This is a genomic window from Aureimonas sp. D3, from assembly GCF_001463805.1.
Lineage (GTDB): Bacteria > Pseudomonadota > Alphaproteobacteria > Rhizobiales > Rhizobiaceae > Aureimonas > Aureimonas ureilytica_A.
Map to the genome: position 1 here is coordinate 74,872 of NZ_BBWM01000003.1, position 19,785 is coordinate 94,656.

Here is a 19,785-nt window from a genome sequence, read left to right on the forward strand (position 1 = left end):
AGTGTCCCACACGAACCTTGTCAGAAGCTCTGCCGAAGCCAGGAGCCGAAGCGCCCGACCCGCGTGCGCCGGTCGAAGGCGAAGTCGAGGGCGGAATGCTCGGGAACGTGTTCGAGCATGGCCACCTGGGGGTAGATCAGGAGCCCCACGGACGTGGCGAAGGCAGGGCTCTTGTTGGCGGCCGCAAGGCCGGCGACGCCGACCGGGCGCCCGAGGCGCACGTTGCGGTTCAGAATCTGGCGGGCCGCGTCGTTCAGGCCCGCAAGCTGGCTGGCGCCGCCGGTCAGCACCACGCGCTTGCCGATCACATGTCCGAGATTGGACTGGTTCAACCGGTCGCGAATCAGCTCCAGCGTTTCTTCGACGCGGGGGCGAATGATGCGCGCGATCAGCGAACGCGAGACCTGGATCGTCGCTTCGTTGCCCTCGTCGCCGAGCGGCTCGACCGACACCGTGTCGCCATCGGCCATCATGCTCGGCAGCGCGTTGCCATGCATCACCTTCAGGCGCTCGGCCTGTTCGGGCCGGATCGACAGGCCGCGCGCCAGATCCATCGTGATGTGATGGCCGCCGAGCGCCACAGCATCGGCATAGGCGAAATGGCCGTTCTGGAAGATCGAGATCGTGGTGGACCCCGCCCCCATGTCGATGCAGGCCGAGCCCATCTTGGCCTCGTCGTCCACCAAGGTCGACAGGCCGCTGGCATAGGGCGTCGCCACGAAGGCTTCGACCACGAGATGCGCGCGGTTGATCGCCGCTTCCAGATTGCGCAGAGGCGTTTCCTCGGCCGAGAGGATGTGCAGCTCCGCACCCAACTCCGCGCCGGTCATCCCGACGGGGTTTTCCAGGCCGGTCTCGTTGTCCAGCATCAGATCGAACGGAACCCGGTGCAGCGCGACGCGCCCTTCGCGCATCGGCGTGCGGGCGGCCTGGTTGAGGACGCGCTTAAGGTCCAGCTCGGACACTTCGGTGCCTTCGACCTGTGCGCGCGCCGAGCCGCGAAGGCTCTTGAGGCGCCCGGCGCAGACTGAGACGATCAAGGATTCGATGGTCAGCCCGGCCATGCGCTCGGCCGCGTCCACGCAGTAGCGGATCGACTTCTCGGCCGCTTCCAGATCCACCACCACGCCCGACTTCACGCCGCGCGAGCGCTGGTGGCCGATGCCGATGACCTCCACCACATGGGTGCGGCCCGGCAGAACCTCGCTTTCGGGGCGCGGCTTCAGCTTGGCGATGAGGCAGGTCACCTTGGAGGAGCCGATATCGAGCACCGAAATGGTGCGCGGGCGGCGGTCCGAGGGCTTCTTCATGCGCGGAAGCTGGTCCACGGGTTTGGAGAACAGCGTCATACCGGCTTCTCCTTGCGGGCCTGCTTCACGATCTTGTCCCGTTCCTTGAGCGCCTTGAGGCGGCGTTCCTGCGCTGCCGGCGTCAGTTTGATCACGATGCGATCCTCGAGCCGCATGTCCACCGACTCGATGTCGCGCGACAGGAGACCGTTGTCGCGGTCGAGCCGCATCACCGCCGCCGCCGCCTCGATCGGGTCGAGTTCGGGCAGGCGGATCACCACGCCATTGTCGAGGCGCAGGTCCCAGCGCCGGTCGCCGACGCGCACATAGGCCTTGATGCGCTGGTCGAGTTCGGGAACCAGCGCCATCTTGTCGAGGATGTCGGTCGCCTCGCGCGCCGCGCCCGGCCCCACCACGAAGGGCAGATCGGTAAAGCGCGTCGTGGCGTAGGGCACGATTTCCTTGCCGTCGCGATCGACGATCCAGAGATCCTTGTCGCGCTGCCAGAGGGCGAAGGGCTTTTTCTCCACCAGCGTGATCTTCACGTGGTTGGGATATTCCTTCTCGATCTTGGCGCTTTCGATCCAGGGCATGGCCTCGATCGCTTTGCGGGCGGCCTCGGCGTCGAGCGCGGGGAGCGTCGTCGCCCCCGTCGCCCAAAGCTCCTGGAGAATGTCGATCTCGCTGGTCTCGCTATAGCCGGCGACATCCACCCGATCGATCGACAGGCCGAGCGGCTCGGAGATCGTGTCGATCACCTTCACCGTATGGCCGCCGAGAACCATGCCGTAGAGCGCGGTCGAGCCCAGTAGCCCGATCGAGAGCGTGCGAAAGCGCGGCAGCGACAATTCGCGCAGGTTCTTGATCCAGACGATCAGCTTGCGCGCCAGACGTTGCGCGCGCAGGACGATCGGATGCATCCGCTCGAAATCGGTCAGCGACAGACGGTGGTTCAGCGCTTGCATGAGGCGTCCCTCACCATCCAGCTCAACAGCTCGCCGAAGGAATGGCCGGCCGCGCGCGCGATATCGGGCACGAGCGAGGTGGCCGTCATGCCGGGCTGGGTGTTGATCTCCAGCCAGATCAACTCGCCGCCCTCGCCGAACCGGTCGTCATAGCGGAAATCCGAGCGCGTCACGCCCCGGCAGCCGAGCGCGCGGTGCGCGGCGAGCGCCGCTTCCTGCACGCGCTTCGTCACCTGCGGGGGCAGGTTGGCCGGGATGATGTGCTGCGAGCCACCCGGCAGATATTTGGAATCGTAATCGTAGAAGGCGTGGCCTTCGGTCGTGATCTCGCAGACCGGCAGCGCCACGTCGCCCATGACGGCGCAGGTCAGCTCGCGCCCATGCACGAAACGCTCGATCATGACCTCTTCGCCGAAGCTCCAGTCCGCGCCATGGAGCTGCTGCGGGGGATGGGCCTGATCCTCGCGCACGATCAAGACGCCGAAGGACGAGCCCTCCGCAATCGGCTTCACGACATAGGGCGGCGCGATGACATGAGCCTCGGCCGCGCGCCGACGCTCCACCACCAGAGTTTCCAGAACCGGCACGCCGGCCGCGCGCGCGATGGCCTTCGCCTTCACCTTGTTCATGGCGAGGGCCGAGGCCAGAACGCCCGAATGCGTGTAGGGAATTTCCAAGAATTCGAGCACGCCCTGAATGGCGCCGTCCTCGCCGAAAGGCCCGTGCAGCGCGTTGAAGGCGACATCCGGGCGAAGCTCGGACAAGACCTGCGCCACATCCCGGCCGACATCGACGCGGCTGACACGGAAGCCCTCGGCCTCCAGCGTATCGGCGCAGGCCGCGCCGGACTTCAGGCTCACGGGCCGTTCCGACGAGAAGCCACCCAACAGCACCGCCACATGCAAGGTCATAGACCCACGATCCCATCAACCGAATTTCAGGGACCATTCTTGCGGCCGGTTTGGTTAAACGTTGGTTAATCGAATCGCCGCATTGAAAGAAAATCGTAAGGGCGTTTCCGAACCGGGGATTAACCTTTGCGCGCTGTGGCTTCCGCGCGATGGATTCTCATGGCCCTCACCCCCAAACGACCATGAAAAAAGGGCGCCGAGAGGGCGCCCTTTTGTGTCAGCTCGCCAACGGAGTTCGGAACGGCTCGACCTCCCGCCCCGGCTCGAAGCGGCCGAGGCGCTTGATCTCCCATTCCAGAAGAATGCCGGATGTCTCGAAGACGCGCCGGCGCACGGTCTCGCCCAGAAGCTCCAGATCGTGCCCGCTTGCGTCGCCGGCATTGATCATGAAATTGCAGTGGAGCGCCGACATCTCGGCCCCGCCGATGCGAAGGCCCCGGCAGCCCGCGCGGTCGATCTCCTTCCAGGCCGAGGTGCCGGGCGGGTTCTTGAAGGTGGAGCCGCCCGTCTTCTCGCGCACCGGCTGCACCGTTTCGCGGTGATGCTGCACTTCGTCCATCGCCGCTCGGATCGCCTCGCGCCCGGCCGCCGGTCCTTCGAAGAGGGCGGAGACGAAGATCAGGTCTTCCGGCGCGTCCGCATGGCGGTAGCTGTAGCCCATGTCGGCGCGGGTCATTATGTGCCGGTTCCCCGCGCGGTCGTAGGCCACGGCCTCAACCAGCCGCTCGGCCGTCTCGACGCCGTTGGCACCGCCATTCATGCGGATCGCCCCACCGACCGAGCCGGGAATGCCATGAAAGAAGTGAAAGCCGCCGAGCCCGGCCTCCAGCGCGACGGCCGCCAGGCGCTTGTCGCTTGCCGCCGCACCCGCCCGAATGCGCCCCTCGCCGATCGGCTCCACCTCGCCGAACCCTTTGGCCGGCAGGCGCAGCGTCACACCAGGGACGCCGCCGTCGCGGATCAGAAGGTTGGAGCCGATGCCGACGACCGTCAGAGGAACGTCCGTCGGCAACGCCTGCAGAAAGGCCTCGAGATCAGCCTCGTCCGCCGGCTGGTAGACGAGATCGGCCGGGCCGCCTGTGCGGAACCAGGTGATCTTGGACAGATCCGCCCGCTCCATCAGCTTGCCGCGCAGGGCGAAAGCCGGATCGGACAGATGATGGGCGAGATCGCTCACGCGCGCGCGCCCAGCGCATCCAGCTCCTTGGGCAGCGCATAGGCCCATTGCGTGATGGAGCCGGCGCCGAGGCACACGACCATATCGCCCGGCTGCGCGATGCGATGCACCAGCGGAGCGAGATCCTGCGGCCCGTCGATCAGCTGCGCGTCGCGGTGACCGCCGAGGCGCAGGCGCTCCGCCAGCATTTCCGAATTCACCAGCTCGATCGGCTCTTCGCCCGCCGCATAGACCGGCGCGAGGATCACCGTATCGGCATCGTTGAAGCAGGCGGCGAAATCGGCAAACAGGCTTTGGAGGCGCGAATAGCGATGCGGCTGGACGACGGCGATGACCCGCCCAGAGGCGGCCGAGCGCGCGGCCGACAGCACGGCGCGGATTTCGACAGGATGGTGGCCGTAATCGTCGTACACGTCGATGCCATGGCTCTGGCCCGTATGGGTGAAGCGCCGCTTCACGCCGCCGAAGGCCCCGAGCCCCTTGCGAATCGCCTCCGCCGAAAGGCCGATGCGATGGGCGACGGCCACGGCCGCCGTCGCGTTCGACACATTGTGCCGGCCCGGCATGGGCAGGACGAGATTGGGAAGCTCCTCGACCCGGCCGGTTACGCGGTCGCGGATCGTCACGTCGAAGGTCGAGCGTGCACCTTCCATGCGCAGGTTCTGGAAGCGCACATCGGCCTGCAGGTTCTCGCCATAGGTGATGATGCGCCGGTCCTCGATCTCGGCCACCAGCGTCTGCACCTCGGGATGGTCGAGGCACATGACGGCGAAGCCATAGAAGGGCACATTCTCGACAAAGGCGCGGAAGGCCGCGCGCACCTTGTCGAACGTGCCGTAATGGTCGAGATGCTCGGGGTCGATATTGGTGACGACGGCGACATCGGCCGGCAGCTTCAGGAAGGTGCCATCGGACTCGTCGGCCTCCACCACCATCCAGTCGCCCGCACCCATGCGGGCATTGGTGCCATAGGCGTTGATGATGCCGCCATTGACGACGGTTGGGTCCATGCCGCCGGCATCGAGCAGGGTCGCGACCATGGAGGTGGTGGTCGTCTTGCCATGCGTGCCGCCGATGGCGATGGCCTGGCGGAAGCGCATCAGCTCGGCCAGCATCTCGGCGCGGCGCACGATCGGCAGAAGCCGGGCGCGGGCGGCAGAGAGCTCTGGATTGGTGCGCTTGATCGCCGTGGAGACGACCACCACTTCGGCCAGACCCAGATTCTCGGCGGCATGGCCGATATGGACGGTGACGCCCTTTTCGCGCAGGCGCTGGACATTGGCGTTCTCGGCCGCGTCCGATCCCTGCACGGTATAGCCGAGATTGACGAGCACCTCGGCGATGCCGCTCATGCCGATGCCCCCGATCCCGATGAAATGCACAGGGCCGATATTGGGCGGCATCTTCATGAGACGCTCCTTCTTGTCGTTGGTTGTCATCGTGTGGAGGCAGCGCCGGTGAGGCGCGCGAGGAGATCGGCGAGCTGCGCGGCGGCATCGGGAATGCCGACCGAGCGCGCGACGGTGGCCATGGCTTCCGCCGAGGCCGCGTCTTCGGCCACGTCGCGAATATGCTGGGCGAGACGCTCGGGCGAAAGCTCGGATTGCTTCGCCAGAACCGCGCCGCCGCCTTCGGTCAGGCGCGCCGCGTTGGCCGCCTGATCGTGATCGAGGGCGTAAGGATACGGCACGAGAACGGACGGGCGGCCGATCACGCAGATTTCCGAAACGGTGGACGCGCCCGAGCGGCTGACCACGAGATGCGCGTGCCCGATCCGATCCGCCATGTCGCCGAAGAAGGGCGAGACATCGGCCGGAATGCTCATGCGCTGATAGAAGGCGCGCACCTCCGCCTCGTCCTCGCGCCGCGCCTGCTGCGTCACACGCAGCCGGGCCTGAAGCGGTGCGGGCAGAAGCTCGATCGCGGCGGGAACCGCCTTGGAGAAGAATTGCGCACCTTGGCTCCCGCCGAAGACGACGAGGTTGAAGGGCTCCGCGCCTCGGCTCGCCGCATAGGGCTGCTCGGCCGCCTTGAGCACGGCCGGGCGCACCGGATTGCCCGTCACGGTGATCTTCGACGCGATGGCGGGGTCGGCATGGCTCTGCGGAATGCCGGCGGCGATCGCTTTCACGCGGCCCGCCAGAAAGCGGTTGGCACGGCCCATCACGGCGTTCTGCTCGTGGATCAGCGTCGTGCGGCCCGCCTTCACGGCCGCGAGCATCGGCGGCACGGTCGGATAGCCGCCAAAGCCGATCACGGCGGCCGGCTTGATCTCGCGCATCAGGCGCAGCGCCTGCCGGTAGCCGTTGAGGAGTTTCAGCCCGGAGCGCAGGACAGCAATCGGGTTCTTCGAGCCGAAGGTGGCCGACGGGATCACATGCGTCGCATCCGCCGGGAAGCTGCCGGCGTAGCGCCCGGCCCGCTCGTCGGTCGCCAGATGGACGGTGAAGCCCCGCGCGCGAAGCTCGTGCGCCAGGGCCTCGGCCGGGAAGAGATGGCCGCCCGTGCCACCGGCGCACAGAAGGATCGGTCCTGCCATACGTGTCACCGCGCGTTCACGGCGTTCTGGAAGAACAGCGTGCGGTCCACCAGACGGTCGGTCTGCGAGACGTTCTCGGCGCGCTTGCGCGTCAGCGCCAGAACGAAGCCGGCCGTAATGGCGACGGCCATCATGGACGAGCCGCCATAGGAGATGAAGGGCAGCGTCATGCCCTTGGCGGGCATGAGATGGAGGTTCACCGCCATGTTGATGATCGACTGGAGGCCGAACAGCATGACCAAGCCGGAGATCGCCAGACGGTTGAACGTGTCGCGCTGGCGGAAGCCGACCGAAAGGCCCCGGATCACGATGAAGGCGAAGATCGAGGTCAGCGCCATGCAGGAGATGATGCCGAACTCTTCCGCGATCACCGAATAGGCGAAGTCGGTGTGGCTGTCGGGCAGGATGCGCTTGACCGTCCCCTCGCCCGGCCCCTGGCCGAGCCAGCCGCCGCGCATGATGGCCTCGCGGGCCGTGTCCACCTGGAACGTGTCGCCCTCGCCCGTCATGAAGCGGTCGATACGCGAGGCGACGTGCGGGAAGACGAAATAGGCCGAGCAGAAGCCGAAAACCGCGATGCTGCCGAGCATGACGATCCAGATCCAGGGCAGGCCCGCCATGAAGAACAGCGCGCCCCAGACGGAGCTGGACAGGATGGTCTGGCCGAGATCGGGCTGGGCGACCAGCAGCGCGCAGACCACCATCAGGATCAGGATGGAGAAGAGATTGCCCGGAATGTCCTTGCGCCGCGAATGCTCGGCAAAGAGCCAGGCGCAGACGACCACGAAGGCCGGCTTCATGAATTCGGAGGGCTGAATGCTGAGCGGGCCGATATCGACCCAGCGCCGCGCGCCCTTCACCTCGGTTCCGAAGAACAGCGCGAGCAGCATGAGCCCGAGCGCGCCGCAGAGCATGACCACGGACATGCGGCGGATGCCGCGCGGGCTGAGCAGCGAGGTCGCGAGCATCACCGCAATGCTCGGAAACAGGAAGAGGGCGTGGCGCTTGACGAAGTGGAAGGGCTCCAGCCCGATGCGCTCGGCCACGGGTGGGCTGGCGGCGAAGGACAGGACCATGCCGCCGATCATCAGGATCAGGAAGGCGGCAAGGAACCAGCGGTCGATCGACCGCCACCAGTCGGTGATGAGGCCCTTCTGAGCGCGACTGACCATGCTCTATCCCTTGCGGAAGACGTCGATTCCGGGCAGCGCTTCCACCAGCTGGCGGAAGCTGTCGCCCCGGACCTCGAAATTGCGAAACTGGTCGAAGCTCGCACAGGCGGGCGACAGGAGAACGACCTCCTCGGCCCCCGAGCGGGCGGCGTCGCGCGCCGCATTCTCGACCGCGACGTCCAGTGTACCTGATATTTCGTAAGGAATTCGTTCACCAAGAGTCGCGGCAAAAGCCGGCGCGGCCTCGCCGATCAGATAGGCCTTGGCGACGCGGGGGAACAGGGATTCCAGCGAGGCGATTCCACCCTCCTTGGGCAGGCCGCCCGCGATCCAGTGAATGCGCTCGAAGCTCGCCAGTGCGGGGGCTGCGGCGTCGGCATTGGTGGCCTTGGAATCGTTGACGAAGAGGACCGGGCCGGCGCGCCCAACCTGCTCCATGCGATGCACGAGGCCGGGGAAACTTTCGAGGCCGGCCTGGATTTCGGCCGCGCCCAGACCCAGCGCCGTCAGCGCGGCGACGGCGGCGGCAGCGTTCTGGCCGTTGTGCCGGCCACGCAGCGAGCCGATGCCGGCCAGCGGAAACTCGGCCTCAATGCGCCCATCCCGCATCGAAAGCAGCGTGCCGTCACGATAGACGATCCCGTCGTCCAGCGCCTTCTCCTTGGAGATGCGCACCACGACATTGCCTTCGCTTTCGTGCCAGTCGGCGATGCCGACACCATAATCGTCATCGACGCCGATCACGGCCGTTCCGGCGTCCTTCAGGAGGCGGGCCTTGATCGCGGCATAGTTCTCCATCGTCCCGTGCCGGTCGAGATGATCCGGCGTGAGGTTGAGAAGGATGCCGACGGTGGGCGCCAGCGAGGGCGCCAGATCGATCTGGTAGGAGGAGCATTCCACGACATAGTGCCGCTCGGGGGCGGGCGGCTCCAGCGTCAGAACGGCGACGCCGATATTGCCGCCGAGCTGCGTGTCGCGCCCGGCATGGCGCAGACAATGGGCGATCAGCGCCGTGGTGGTGGACTTGCCGTTGGTGCCGGTGATGGCGACGAAGGGTGCACGCGGGCACAGCGCGGCGCGCTCGCGCACGAAGATTTCGATGTCGCCGATCACGGGCACGCCCGCCTCACGCGCCAGCTCCGCCGCCCAATGGGGTTTGGGATGGGTCAGCGGCACGCCGGGCGACAGCACGAGCGCGTCCAGCCCGGACCAGTCGAGCCCATGCAGATCGCCGGTCGGCAAGCCTTGCGAGGCGGCAAGTTCCACGCTCTTCGGGTTGTCGTCGAAGGCCGTCAGCTCGACACCGCCCGCCTGGAGCGCATGGGCGGTGGCAAGGCCCGAGCCTCCGAGACCGAACAGCGCGACCCGCTGGCCCGCAAAACTCATCGCCGGGATCATGGCTCTCTCCTCAGCGCAGCTTGAGCGTCGAGAGGCCGACGAAAGCCAGCATCAGGGCGATGATCCAGAAGCGGACGACGACCTGACTCTCGGTCCAGCCGAGCTTCTCGAAATGGTGGTGGATCGGCGCCATGAGGAAGACGCGCTTGCCGGTGAGCTTGAAGGACGCGACCTGGATAATGACCGACAGCGCCTCCATGACGAAGAGGCCGCCGATCACGACCAGAACCAACTCGTGCTTGGTGGCGACGGCGACGGTGCCGACGAGGCCACCCAGCGCCAGCGAGCCGGTGTCGCCCATGAAGATGGCGGCGGGCGGCGCGTTGAACCAGAGAAAGCCGAGCCCCGCTCCGATCACCGCGCCGCAGACCACGGCCAGTTCGCCCGTGCCGACGACATAGTGGATCTGAAGGTAGTTGGCGAAATTCGTATTGCCCGCGAGATAGGCGATGAGCGCGAAGGCCGCCGAGGCGATCATGATGGGCATGATGGCGAGCCCGTCGAGACCGTCCGTCAGGTTCACGGCATTGGCCGCGCCGACCACGACCACCGCCGCGAAGGCCGCGTAGAACCAGCCGAGATCGATCAGAAGCGACTTGATGAAGGGCACCGACAGCGAGGTCGCGAAGCTGCCCGACTGCGCCATGATGATGAGGACGCCCGCCACCAAGGCGATCGCGAACTCGATGGCAAGGCGCGCCTTGCCCGAGAAGCCCTTGTGGCTCTGCTTGGTGACCTTCAGATAATCGTCATAGAAGCCGATGGCGCCGAAGCCCATCGTGACGAGCAGCACCGTCCAGACATAAAGATTGCTGAGATCGGCCCAGAGCAGCGTCGCGGCCAGAAAGCCCGCCAGGATCATCAGCCCGCCCATGGTAGGCGTGCCGGCCTTCTTGAAATGGGTCTGCGGCCCGTCGGCGCGGATCGGCTGCCCCCGCCCCTGCCGGATGCGCAGATTGGCGATGATGGCGGGGCCGAACAGAAACACCACGATGAACGAGGTGATCATCGCGCCGCCGGTGCGGAAGGTGATGTAGCGAAAGACGTTGAAGACCTGCGCGTCTTCGGTCAGCGCGGCCAGATAGGTGAACATGGTGCGTCAGGCTCCCTGCCAGGACTGGGATGGGGCAGGTTCGCCCATGGATGGGGCGGGCGGCGCAAACTCGGCGACGAGATCGTCCACCATTTTCGAGAAGCCGATGCTCTTGGACGCTTTGATCATCACGACGTCACCCGGCCGAAGGTGGCGTACCAAGCTTGCGCGAAGCTCGCCGGTCGAAGAATGCCACTCGTGGCGCACCAAGCGCTCCAGCGCCGCGTCGAGCGCGGTCATCTCGGTTCCGGCCAGAAGCACGAGGTCGGGATGGGCGTCGAGAACGGCGGCGGCGAGTTCCACATGCATGGCGCGCGAAAAGGCGCCGAGTTCCAGCATGTCGCCTAGAACCGCGATGCGGCGCGCTTCCGGCCCCGGCGCGCATTGCGCCAGAAGCGAGAGCGAGGCGCGCATGGAGGCGGGGTTGGCGTTGTAGCTTTCATCGATCAAGGTCCAGCTGCCACCGCCCGGCAGCGGCAGGACATGGCGCGCCCCGCGCCCCTTGCTGGCGCGCCAGTCGGCGAGCGCTGCTGCGGCGGCTTCGACATCGGCGCCCATCAGGTCGGCCGCGCCGAGAACGGCCAGCGCGTTCTGCGCGATATGGCGCCCGCCCGCCCCGATCTCCGTCATCACGTCCGTGCCGTCGATGCGCGCGGCCAGGCGCTGCCCGGCTCCGGTGGAGCGCAGGGCCGTCAGGCGATAATCGGCTTCCGGCGCTTCGCCGAAGGTGGTGATGCGCGTGACGCCGACGGCGCGGGCGCGCGCCGTCAGGCGAGGCAGCTGCGGATCGTCGGCGTTCAGAACCGCCGTGCCGCCGGGCACCAGTCCCTCGAAAATCTCGGCCTTGGCGTCGGCGATCTCGTCGATGTCGCGGAAGAAACCGAGATGGGCCGGCGCGATCAGCGTGATCACAGCCACATGCGGCTGCACCATCTTGACCAGCGGCCGGATCTCGTTCGGGTGATTCATCCCGATCTCGAACACGGCGAAACGCGCGTCGGCCGGCAGGCGCGCCAGCGTCAGCGGTACGCCCCAGTGATTGTTGAAGGAGGCGATTGAAGCGTGCACCTCGCCCTGGCGTTCCAGGATATGGCGCAGCGCGTCCTTGGTGGTGGTCTTGCCGACGCTGCCCGTCACCGCGACGATGCGCGCCTTCGACCGGGCGCGCGCCGCAAGCGCCAGGCGCTCCAGCGCCTTCAACACGTCATCCACCACGAGCAGCGGAACCGTGACGCTGCCGAGCGCCGGCAGTTTCTTTTCGGCGACGACCAGCAGCGCCGCGCCCGCCGCGATGGCTTGGCGCAGAAAGGCGTGGCCGTCGAAGCTTTCGCCCTTGATGGCGAAGAAGGCGTCGCCCGGCTGAAGCGTGCGCGTATCGATCGAAAGACCGGAAATGCCAGTGGGCATGGTGCCGATCGGCCGCCCGCCCGTCGCCTGGACGATCTCCTGCGGGGTCCAGAGCACCGTGGTCATGCGCTCTCCTTGTCGGCGATGGCGCGCCGAACTTCCTCATGGTCGCTGAAGGGGAAGGTCTCGCCCGCGATCGTCTGGCCGTTCTCGTGCCCCTTGCCGGCCACGATCACCGTATCCCCCGCCTCGGCCATGGCGATGGCCGTCGCAATAGCCTCGCGCCGGTCGGCGATCTCACGCGCGCCGGGTGCCGCGGCCAGGATGGCGGCGCGGATCGTCGCCGGAACCTCGGAGCGCGGGTTGTCGTCCGTGACGATCACGACATCGGCAAGACGCGACGCGATTTCGCCCATGATCGGGCGTTTGCCCGTATCCCGGTCGCCGCCGCAGCCGAACACGGCGATGACCCGGCCCGTGGTGAAGGGGCGCACGGACTGAAGCACGTTTTCCAGCGCCTCGGGCTTGTGCGCGTAATCCACGAAGACCGGCACGCCCTCGCGCGTGGTGCCTGCGAGTTCCAGCCGGCCCGGCGCGCCGCGAAGCCCTTCCAGCGCGCGCAGGGCGACAGCGGGCTCGACGCCCGTCGAGATGGCAAGACCAGCGGCGACCAGCGCGTTCGCCATCTGAAACTCGCCCGCCAGCGGCAGGACGATGCGATGGATCTGCCCGGCCGCCTCGATCTCGGCGATCTGGCGATGACGCTCATGCTCCAGGCGCTTGAGAACCAGAAAGTCCCCTGCCCGCCCGACGAAGCGAACGTCGGCGCCGGCCTGCCGCGCCGCATCGGCCGCGCGCGCGGACCATTCGTCGTCCGCGAAGATCACGGCTGGCGCGCCCTTCGGCAGCAGCGTGTCGAACAGGCGCATCTTGGCGCGGAAATAATCCTCGACCGTCGGATGATAATCCATGTGGTCGCGGCCGAGATTGATGAAGCCCGCCGCCGAAAGCTTGATGCCATCGAGCCGGCGCTGGTCCAGCCCGTGGCTGGATGCTTCCATGGAAGCGTGCGTGACGCCCTCGTCGGCGAGTTCCGCCATGAGCTTGGCGAGCGCGACGGGCTCGGGTGTCGTCAGCGTGCCGTAATCGTTGCGCTTGGGCGAGACGACGCCGGTCGTGCCGATCGAAGCGGCGGCGAGGCCGGCGGCGGCCCAGATCTGGCGCGTGAAGGCGGCGATCGAGGTCTTGCCGCTGGTTCCCGTGACGGCCACCACCCAGCCCGGCTGCCGGCCATAAAAGCGCGTCGCCATCAGGGAGAGGGCGCGGCGCGGATCGTCCACCCGCACCAGAGGCAGGCGACTGTCTACGGTGGCATCTTTCGAGACGAGAAGCGCGGCGGCACCCCGCCGCTCGGCGTCCGCGAGGAAGCTTTCGCCATTGGCCTTGGTGCCGGCGAGGGCGGCAAACAGGAAGCCGGGCTCCACGCGCCGGGAATCCGAGGTCAGGCCCGTGATGTCGATATGGGCTCCGTCTGGTCCGGTTTCGAACTCACCGGCGAGGTCGCAAAGCTTCATTCACCATCTTCCACGTCGCAGAAAAAAGCCGGCGGCGCGCCGCCGGCTTTCGAATTGGGTCGTCTCGGCGGGCTTCTTAGAGCACCCTGCCCGACGATTGAAGCCTTTTGGCGTCAGTACGATACGAGGAGCTGCTTGCCCGCGTCGCCGAAATCAGGCTTCACGTTGAGGAAAGTCGCGGCTCGGCGAATGATGTTGCCCACCAGCGGCGCGGCGTTCCAGCCGGCCTGCGCGTTGGGCTTGCCCGGCTCGATCTGCGGATCGTCCACGATCGACATGACGATGTAGCGCGGCTTCTCGATCGGGAAGGCGCCGACATAAGCGTTGAAGCGGCGGTCCTTGGCGTAATGGCCGTTGATGACCTTTTCGGCCGTGCCCGTCTTGCCGCCCACATGGTAGCCGGGAACGTTGGCCGCGCGGCCCGAGCCTTCCTCGCCGTTGATGCGGAAGATCGTGCGCATGTCGAGCGAGGTCTTTTCCTGCAGGACGCGATGCTTGACCTCGTCAGCCTGCGCCTGGGTGCGCGGCAGGAAGGTCGGCGGAATAAGGAAGCCACCATTGATCACGGCCGCCGCCGCGACCGCCGTGTTCAGCGGCGTCGTGGACACGCCATGGCCGAAGGCGATGGTCATGGAATTGATCTTCTTCCAGGTCCTCGGCTGCGTCGGCATGGCGACCTCCGGCAGCTCGGTCTTGAGGCGGCCGAGAACACCCAGCCGCGTCAGAAATTCCTGGTGGTTTTCAAGACCCACCATATCCGCCTCGCGGGCCGAGCCGACGTTGGACGAATATTTGAAGATGTCGGGCACCGAGAGCGAAGCGCCCTTGTTGTGGAATTCCTTGATCGTATGGCCGGCCACGAAGAACGGCCGGGTGTCGACCATCGAATTGATGTTCACCTTGCCGAAGTCGAGCGCCATTGCGGTGGTGAAGATCTTGAAGGTCGATCCCATCTCGAACGTGCCGGCCGAGAAGCGGTTGAGATTTTCCTTCTTCAGCGCGTCGCCGGGGCTGTTGGGGTCGAAGTCGGGCATGGAGGCCATGGCGATGACTTCGCCCGTGTTCACATCGAGCACCAGCGCGCCGATGGCAACGGCGCGGTATTTCTGCATGGCGAGCACCAGCTCGTCGCGCACGATGTGCTGGACGCGCAGGTCGATCGAAAGCTTCACCGGCTCCAGGCTGTCGTTCGAGGCGAAGCCGCTCGACTGCAGCGCCCGGAAGCCGCTGTCGTCGACATATTTCTCCATGCCGGCAATGCCCTGATTGTCGACATTGGTGAAGCCGACAATGTGAGCCGCCGTCGGGCCGCCGGGGTAGAAACGACGCTTCTCGGTGCGGAAGCCGATACCGGGAATGCCGAGCGCCAGGATTTCCTGCTGCTGGCGCGGCGTCAGCTCGCGCTTGAGCCAGGCAAAGCCCGCCTTGGACGACAGGCGATCGTGCAGGACCTTCGGGTTGAGATCTGGCAAGACGGTCAGCAGCGCCTCGGTCGCCTCGTCGGCGTCGAGAATGCGGCGCGGCTCGGCAAAGAGCGAGGCGGTCTTGATGTCGGTCGCCAGCACTTCGCCGTTGCGATCCACGATATCGGGCCGCGTCACGGGGCCGGCATTGGCCATCGCGCGATAGGCGTCGTTGGGGTCCGCCATCGCGCCCCACATCAGAAGGCGCGCGCCGATGACGCCATAGATCGAGCAGAAGAGGCCCGTGGCGATGATAAAGCGCGCCTTGTTGCGCGGCGCTTCGCTGCGGCGCGGGCGCAGCGATCCGGCGGCCGATGTCTCGGATGCACCGCGACGCCGCAGGAAGTTCAGGTTACGGCGAAAATCGATCATCGCGACTTGCTCCCGTCCACGGCGGCGAACCGTTCGCGGTTCTTCTGGTCGGTTTCGGGCACGACCGGCAGCGGAGGCGAAGGCAGCTGGTTCGGCTCCACGATCTGCTCGGGAGCGGTCGGGTTGAGCTTCAGCGTGTCTTGGAAGGATTTCGCGAGTTGCTCCAGACGATTGGGCTGGTTGAGAAGACTCCAGTCCGCGTCGAGCAGCTGGATCGTCTCCTTTTCCAAAGCAATCTTGCGGTCGAGAAGCGCGATCTGATGCTCCACCGATTCGGCCTGATACTTCTGTCCGAAGGTCCAGGCGGCGGCGCCAAGCATGAGGATGACGAGGAGAACGTCGAGCGTCTTCGACATGGGACGGTTCAAGCTCCGGACGGCAGGTCTGCCAGCGACGGCAGATCGATGAAATCCGTCGCCTCGCTTTCCGGGCGCGGGGGCGCGTCGGTGCGGACGGCGGAACGCAACTTGGCGGAACGAGCGCGAGGGTTGGACGAGATTTCGTCCTCATCACCCGTCACCGGCCGGTTACGAGATTCGAATGTGCGGTCCTTATGCTGAACATCTGGTAAATGGCGCGAGGTCGAACCCGCTTCCGATCGATCGCGCAGGAAGCGCTTGACGATCCGATCCTCCAGCGAATGAAACGTGACGATCGCCAGCCGGCCGCCGGGCTTCAGGACGCGCTCGGCCGCGACCAGCGCGCGCGCCAGTTCGCCCAACTCGTCGTTCACGTAGATGCGCAGCGCCTGAAAGGTGCGCGTGGCCGGATCGATGCGATCCTTGGGGGCCCGGCCGACGACGCGGCCGACGACCTGCGCCAGATCCAGCGTGCGCTCGAACGGACGCTCGGCCCGGCGCGCCTCGATGGCGCGCGCGATGCGCCCGGCCTGTCGCTCCTCGCCCAGGAAATTCAGGACGCGCGCGAGATCGCCGATCTTCAGTCGGTTGACCACATCGGCCGCGCTCGGCCCCGAGCGGCTCATGCGCATGTCGAGCGGGCCGTCCTTCTGGAAGGAGAAGCCCCGCTCCGCCTCGTCGATCTGCATGGAGGAGACGCCGATATCGAGCACCACGCCATCGACCGAGCCACCCGCCTCACGCGCGACGATCTCCTCCAGATCGCCGAAGCGACCGTGGACGAGACGCAGGTTCGGCTGCGCCGCCAACATGGGCGCGGCGGCGGCGATGGCGGTCGGGTCGCGGTCGATACCCAGAACGCTGGCGCCCGACATGAGAAGGGCGGCCGAATAGCCGCCCGCCCCGAACGTCCCATCGACGATCACATCGCCGGAGCCAGGGTCGAGCGCCTCCAGCACAGGCCGGAGGAGCACCGGAATGTGACGAACCGGTCCGCCATCGGCAGGTTCCTCAACCATGCCGTGATCCGTCATCATTCCGGCGCACCCTCGGACATGCCTCGGCTGGATCGACGCGCCGTCAAACGCGCGCGCGCCTCCGCTCGATAGGCCTCGAACCGGGATGGCTCCCAGAGTTGGAAGAAATGATTGCGCCCCACGAAGGTTACGCGATCGGTGATGCCCGTGTGAGAGCGAATGAAGTCCGACACCATGATGCGCCCCTCGGCATCGAATTTCAGAAAGGCGCCATCGCCATAGGCAAAGAGCGACATGTCCGAATAGTCCTCGCTGAAAGGGTCCGCATCCGCCATGCGGGCCTCGTAGCGCTCCAGAAGATCCATGCCGCCGACATCGATGGCCGGCTGCCCGATCGCCTGAAGGGCATAAAGCTCGCGAAACCCGCGCGCCGCCAAGACCTGACGAAACAGGGCCGGCACCGACACCCGGCCTTTGGCGTCGATATTGTTGACCGAGTTGGAGAGAAACCGGTCCATCGTCGCCGCCGACCGCCCCTCTGATCCCTCGCTTTGCCACGACACCCTCGCCCATGCTCAACGCCGAATTTCAGCACACAAACTCACCCGCCGGCAGCACAACAGCCGACGTCGCCCCAGCCAAAACACGCTGAAACGGATGCTCGCCAATGTTCGAATTCGACCCAAAACCGGGCCTTCAGGATGAGATTTGGGATATCATGGGCTCCCATGGGGGTCAATGGGAACGGCCCGGCCGAGCGGGAGCGGGCAGCCTGTTGCAGGCTTGCAGCACGACATGATTTTAATATGATTTAACAGTATATTAAGACGATCGGTTCTGCGCTCGGTTGAACGCGCTCAACGTGGCTCGAAGGGCCATCGCAGCCCGGCGCGCGGGTCTTTGAATCCAGCATTTACAAAGGGTAAACGGCAGACGACCGACCCAAACTGCTAAGGGTCTCCATTTTCTTAGACCTGCCCAAGGCCGGCGTAAAATGCGCGAAATCCGCTCTTGAACTTTTGGTAAAACAGGAAATTTAAGGGCGACCGGCTCGAGTCGTGCTGCACCCGAAGGCAGGCGAGTGGATCGACGGAGAATCGGGGAGTGCGTGGTGGAGCTTCATCCCATCCCGCGTCCGATGTCGGGGGACAGTCTCGGCTTGAGTGCCGAACGCCTCGGCGGGCGCCGATCATGATGGGGCGTGTGACGGTCGAAGGCCAGCCGGCCTATAAGCCGGGTTCTGTGCGGCGGCTTTCGCCGCCCGGCGACCATTCCTCTGGGACGCCGCTCGCGCGACGCCTCAAGCAACCCACCCGAACGACAGGGCCGGAGAGGCCTGGCGGTTTCCCGCCGCGTCGTTCCTATTCGGTCTTGCTCCCGGTGGGGTTTGCCCTGCCGTCGCCATTGCTGGAAACGCGGTGGGCTCTTACCCCACCGTTTCACCCTTACCTTCGGCCGAAGCCGAAGGCGGTTTGTTTTCTGTGGCACTTTCCCTGGGGTCGCCCCCGCCGGGCGTTACCCGGCACCGTTTCTCCGTGGAGCCCGGACTTTCCTCCCCCGCCGCCTTTCGACATAGGACGGGAGCGGCCGCCCGGCCGGCTGGCGTGCGTGGTCTCGCGCGCCGGGGGTCCGCTGTCAAGCGTCGGTCGGCTCAGAGCGAAGCCAGAACCAGCTTCACCTTCTCGCAATAGCGGGCCGAAGTCGGGTTCATGCGTTTGGAATAATGGCCGGCATTGTATTTGAGAATCGTGCCGCACAGCGTGCCGCCGCCCCGGCGCTCGGCGCCGGCGAGATATTTCATGCCGTATTTGATGTTGACGATCGGATTGTAGAGATCGGTCGCATCGCCGGTGAAGCCCATGTCGCGGGCCGTGGCGGGCTTGATCTGCATCAGGCCGATCTCACCGGCCCGGCCGGTGACGTCGACGCGGTAGTGGCTTTCGACGGAGACGATGGCATGGGCGAGTTCCACCGGCACGCCATTGGCCTTGGCTTCCCGCTCGATGATGTCGGCGAAGGGTTTCTGGGCGAGGCGGGCCGCCTCGTCATCGACCGCATCGATCTGGCTGGCGGCGGGGTCTGTCAAATCCTGATCGGTCGAGGTCTTCTCGATAGGCGCAGTGGAAGTCGAAGAGGCGGTGTCGGCGTCGGCGGCGGTCATAGGCGCAAGCAGAAGCGTCACGGCGGTGGCCATGGCAGGCAGTCGTCTCATTTCGGTCCTGTGGTCTTCGACGCTCCCGGCCTAACAATCCGGTTCCGTCGTCCCCTCTCGGCCGCAGATGCGCAGCGGCGGTACCCCCTCCTTTTGCCCGAAAAATCGAACCGGAAAGCGGCACTTCAGTAACGGAATATTAATGACTGAAACAAAACGCGCTTGAACAAACCTCTGGTCCGCGCGTTTTCAGCCTCCAGTTTGCACCGTTTGGAGGAGTTGCGTCAGCACCTCACCCGTTTCCTGATCGACACGTCCATCGACGCGAACAGGCCGAAAATGACGCTGGAAGGCGCGGGTCACTGAGGCCGTCTCAGGCCCGAAGATTCCGTCGTTTCGGATGCCATAACCATAGGCCGCGAGCTGACTCTGATAGGCGGCGACCGCCCCGCCTCGATCCCCCTCGGCTAGCAAAGCTTTGTTTTGCTTATGTTTGCTGGCAAACCAAAGGCCGACACCGGCTGAAAAAAGTTGATCCCAAGGAAACAACTCGCCCGGATCTTCCTTCCTCGCAGGCGCTATATCGGAATGCGCCAAGACCAATTGTGGCAAGATCGACCAGCGATTGCCACAATCTTTGCACAATTCGATGACCGCATCGATCTGCCGTTGCGGAAATGGTCGGTAGCCATGCTCATGGCCGGGATTGACGATCTCGATGCCGATGGCGCGGGAGTTCACGTCCTCCCTCCCCTGCCAAGAGCCCCGCCCTGCGTGCCAGGCGCGGCGCGCTTCGGACACAAGCTGAATAATCTCGCCGTCTTCCTCGACGACATAATGAGCCGAGACTTCGCTCACCGGGTCGGTCAGGCGCGCAAGCGCGGCCGCGCCCGTACGCATCCCCGTGTAATGCAGGAGAAGCATGTCCGGCCCCGCCTGCCCCCGCCGCTCGTTATGGCTGGGCGATGGCACGCAGCGCGACACGAGCGAACTGTCG

The 19,785-nt window shown here is 65.9% G+C and carries 17 protein-coding genes and 1 other RNA gene; all 18 read right to left on the reverse strand.

Translation table 11 applies throughout. The features are described 5' to 3' along the window. Positions 1-20: 20 nt before the first annotated feature. Entirely contained in the window at positions 21-1,349 is a 1,329-nt protein-coding gene (gene ftsA, locus AUL36_RS01620; protein WP_058600857.1) for a cell division protein FtsA, read from the reverse strand. Continuing rightward, positions 1,346-2,254, reverse strand: coding sequence for a cell division protein FtsQ/DivIB (locus AUL36_RS01625; RefSeq protein ID WP_058635588.1), 909 nt, complete (start codon positions 2,252-2,254; stop codon positions 1,346-1,348). The genes ftsA and AUL36_RS01625 overlap by 4 nt, the downstream gene beginning before the upstream one ends. Beyond that, positions 2,242-3,165, reverse strand: a complete 924-nt coding sequence (locus tag AUL36_RS01630) for a D-alanine--D-alanine ligase (RefSeq protein WP_062217325.1) — start codon at positions 3,163-3,165, stop codon at positions 2,242-2,244. The genes AUL36_RS01625 and AUL36_RS01630 overlap by 13 nt, the downstream gene beginning before the upstream one ends. Positions 3,166-3,382: 217 nt before the next feature. Beyond that, positions 3,383-4,390, reverse strand: a complete 1,008-nt coding sequence (gene murB / locus AUL36_RS01635; protein ID WP_082655440.1) for a UDP-N-acetylmuramate dehydrogenase — start codon at positions 4,388-4,390, stop codon at positions 3,383-3,385. Further along, positions 4,339-5,751, reverse strand: a complete 1,413-nt coding sequence (gene murC, locus AUL36_RS01640; RefSeq protein WP_062217435.1) for a UDP-N-acetylmuramate--L-alanine ligase — start codon at positions 5,749-5,751, stop codon at positions 4,339-4,341. The genes murB and murC overlap by 52 nt, the downstream gene beginning before the upstream one ends. A gap of 26 nt (positions 5,752-5,777) precedes the next feature. Continuing rightward, on the reverse strand, positions 5,778-6,881 hold the full coding sequence (murG, locus tag AUL36_RS01645; protein ID WP_062217331.1) for an undecaprenyldiphospho-muramoylpentapeptide beta-N-acetylglucosaminyltransferase: 1,104 nt from the start codon (positions 6,879-6,881) through the stop codon (positions 5,778-5,780). 5 nt (positions 6,882-6,886) lie between these two features. Further along, on the reverse strand, positions 6,887-8,053 hold the full coding sequence (ftsW, locus tag AUL36_RS01650) for a putative lipid II flippase FtsW (protein ID WP_062217334.1): 1,167 nt from the start codon (positions 8,051-8,053) through the stop codon (positions 6,887-6,889). 3 nt (positions 8,054-8,056) lie between these two features. Next, positions 8,057-9,451, reverse strand: a complete 1,395-nt coding sequence (gene murD, locus AUL36_RS01655; RefSeq protein WP_062217337.1) for a UDP-N-acetylmuramoyl-L-alanine--D-glutamate ligase — start codon at positions 9,449-9,451, stop codon at positions 8,057-8,059. Positions 9,452-9,461: 10 nt separating this feature from the next. Next, positions 9,462-10,544, reverse strand: coding sequence for a phospho-N-acetylmuramoyl-pentapeptide-transferase (gene mraY / locus AUL36_RS01660; RefSeq protein ID WP_058600864.1), 1,083 nt, complete (start codon positions 10,542-10,544; stop codon positions 9,462-9,464). 6 nt (positions 10,545-10,550) lie between these two features. Further along, the gene (locus tag AUL36_RS01665; protein WP_062217340.1) at positions 10,551-12,017 is read right to left on the reverse strand and encodes a UDP-N-acetylmuramoylalanyl-D-glutamyl-2,6-diaminopimelate--D-alanyl-D-alanine ligase; all 1,467 of its coding nucleotides are present in this window, start codon (positions 12,015-12,017) and stop codon (positions 10,551-10,553) included. Beyond that, entirely contained in the window at positions 12,014-13,465 is a 1,452-nt protein-coding gene (locus AUL36_RS01670; RefSeq protein ID WP_062217342.1) for a UDP-N-acetylmuramoyl-L-alanyl-D-glutamate--2,6-diaminopimelate ligase, read from the reverse strand. Before AUL36_RS01670 ends, AUL36_RS01665 begins: the two co-directional genes overlap by 4 nt. 113 nt (positions 13,466-13,578) lie before the next feature. Continuing rightward, the gene (locus tag AUL36_RS01675) at positions 13,579-15,279 is read right to left on the reverse strand and encodes a peptidoglycan D,D-transpeptidase FtsI family protein (protein ID WP_374700729.1); all 1,701 of its coding nucleotides are present in this window, start codon (positions 15,277-15,279) and stop codon (positions 13,579-13,581) included. A gap of 17 nt (positions 15,280-15,296) precedes the next feature. Beyond that, on the reverse strand, positions 15,297-15,656 hold the full coding sequence (gene ftsL / locus AUL36_RS01680; RefSeq protein ID WP_058600868.1) for a cell division protein FtsL: 360 nt from the start codon (positions 15,654-15,656) through the stop codon (positions 15,297-15,299). Between the two features lie 8 nt (positions 15,657-15,664). Further along, the gene (rsmH, locus tag AUL36_RS01685) at positions 15,665-16,696 is read right to left on the reverse strand and encodes a 16S rRNA (cytosine(1402)-N(4))-methyltransferase RsmH (protein ID WP_062217348.1); all 1,032 of its coding nucleotides are present in this window, start codon (positions 16,694-16,696) and stop codon (positions 15,665-15,667) included. Further along, positions 16,693-17,154, reverse strand: coding sequence for a division/cell wall cluster transcriptional repressor MraZ (gene mraZ / locus AUL36_RS01690; RefSeq protein ID WP_058600870.1), 462 nt, complete (start codon positions 17,152-17,154; stop codon positions 16,693-16,695). Before mraZ ends, rsmH begins: the two co-directional genes overlap by 4 nt. Before the next feature lie 695 nt (positions 17,155-17,849). Continuing rightward, an RNA gene (rnpB, locus tag AUL36_RS01695) (RNase P RNA component class A) lies at positions 17,850-18,239 on the reverse strand. A gap of 48 nt (positions 18,240-18,287) precedes the next feature. After that, complete coding sequence (locus AUL36_RS01700) at positions 18,288-18,848, reverse strand: lytic transglycosylase domain-containing protein (RefSeq protein ID WP_153005440.1); 561 nt, start codon at positions 18,846-18,848, stop codon at positions 18,288-18,290. 189 nt (positions 18,849-19,037) lie between these two features. Next, the gene (locus tag AUL36_RS01705) at positions 19,038-19,712 is read right to left on the reverse strand and encodes a peptidoglycan recognition protein family protein (RefSeq protein ID WP_082655442.1); all 675 of its coding nucleotides are present in this window, start codon (positions 19,710-19,712) and stop codon (positions 19,038-19,040) included. Positions 19,713-19,785 lie beyond the last annotated feature (73 nt).

Excerpts from the sequence above, each read along its gene's own strand:
- ftsA (WP_058600857.1), bottom strand. The coding sequence starts at position 1,349 with ATGACGCTGTTCTCCAAACCCGTGGACCAGCTTCCGCGCATGAAGAAG.
- AUL36_RS01625 (WP_058635588.1), bottom strand. The coding sequence starts at position 2,254 with ATGCAAGCGCTGAACCACCGTCTGTCGCTGACCGATTTCGAGCGGATG.
- AUL36_RS01630 (WP_062217325.1), bottom strand. The coding sequence starts at position 3,165 with ATGACCTTGCATGTGGCGGTGCTGTTGGGTGGCTTCTCGTCGGAACGG.
- murB (WP_082655440.1), bottom strand. The coding sequence starts at position 4,390 with ATGGGCCTATGCGCTGCCCAAGGAGCTGGATGCGCTGGGCGCGCGCGC.
- murC (WP_062217435.1), bottom strand. The coding sequence starts at position 5,751 with ATGAAGATGCCGCCCAATATCGGCCCTGTGCATTTCATCGGGATCGGG.
- murG (WP_062217331.1), bottom strand. The coding sequence starts at position 6,881 with ATGGCAGGACCGATCCTTCTGTGCGCCGGTGGCACGGGCGGCCATCTC.
- ftsW (WP_062217334.1), bottom strand. The coding sequence starts at position 8,053 with ATGGTCAGTCGCGCTCAGAAGGGCCTCATCACCGACTGGTGGCGGTCG.
- murD (WP_062217337.1), bottom strand. The coding sequence starts at position 9,451 with ATGATCCCGGCGATGAGTTTTGCGGGCCAGCGGGTCGCGCTGTTCGGT.
- mraY (WP_058600864.1), bottom strand. The coding sequence starts at position 10,544 with ATGTTCACCTATCTGGCCGCGCTGACCGAAGACGCGCAGGTCTTCAAC.
- AUL36_RS01665 (WP_062217340.1), bottom strand. The coding sequence starts at position 12,017 with ATGACCACGGTGCTCTGGACCCCGCAGGAGATCGTCCAGGCGACGGGC.
- AUL36_RS01670 (WP_062217342.1), bottom strand. The coding sequence starts at position 13,465 with ATGAAGCTTTGCGACCTCGCCGGTGAGTTCGAAACCGGACCAGACGGA.
- ftsL (WP_058600868.1), bottom strand. The coding sequence starts at position 15,656 with ATGTCGAAGACGCTCGACGTTCTCCTCGTCATCCTCATGCTTGGCGCC.
- rsmH (WP_062217348.1), bottom strand. The coding sequence starts at position 16,696 with ATGATGACGGATCACGGCATGGTTGAGGAACCTGCCGATGGCGGACCG.
- mraZ (WP_058600870.1), bottom strand. The coding sequence starts at position 17,154 with ATGGACCGGTTTCTCTCCAACTCGGTCAACAATATCGACGCCAAAGGC.
- AUL36_RS01700 (WP_153005440.1), bottom strand. The coding sequence starts at position 18,848 with ATGAGACGACTGCCTGCCATGGCCACCGCCGTGACGCTTCTGCTTGCG.
- AUL36_RS01705 (WP_082655442.1), bottom strand. The coding sequence starts at position 19,712 with ATGCTTCTCCTGCATTACACGGGGATGCGTACGGGCGCGGCCGCGCTT.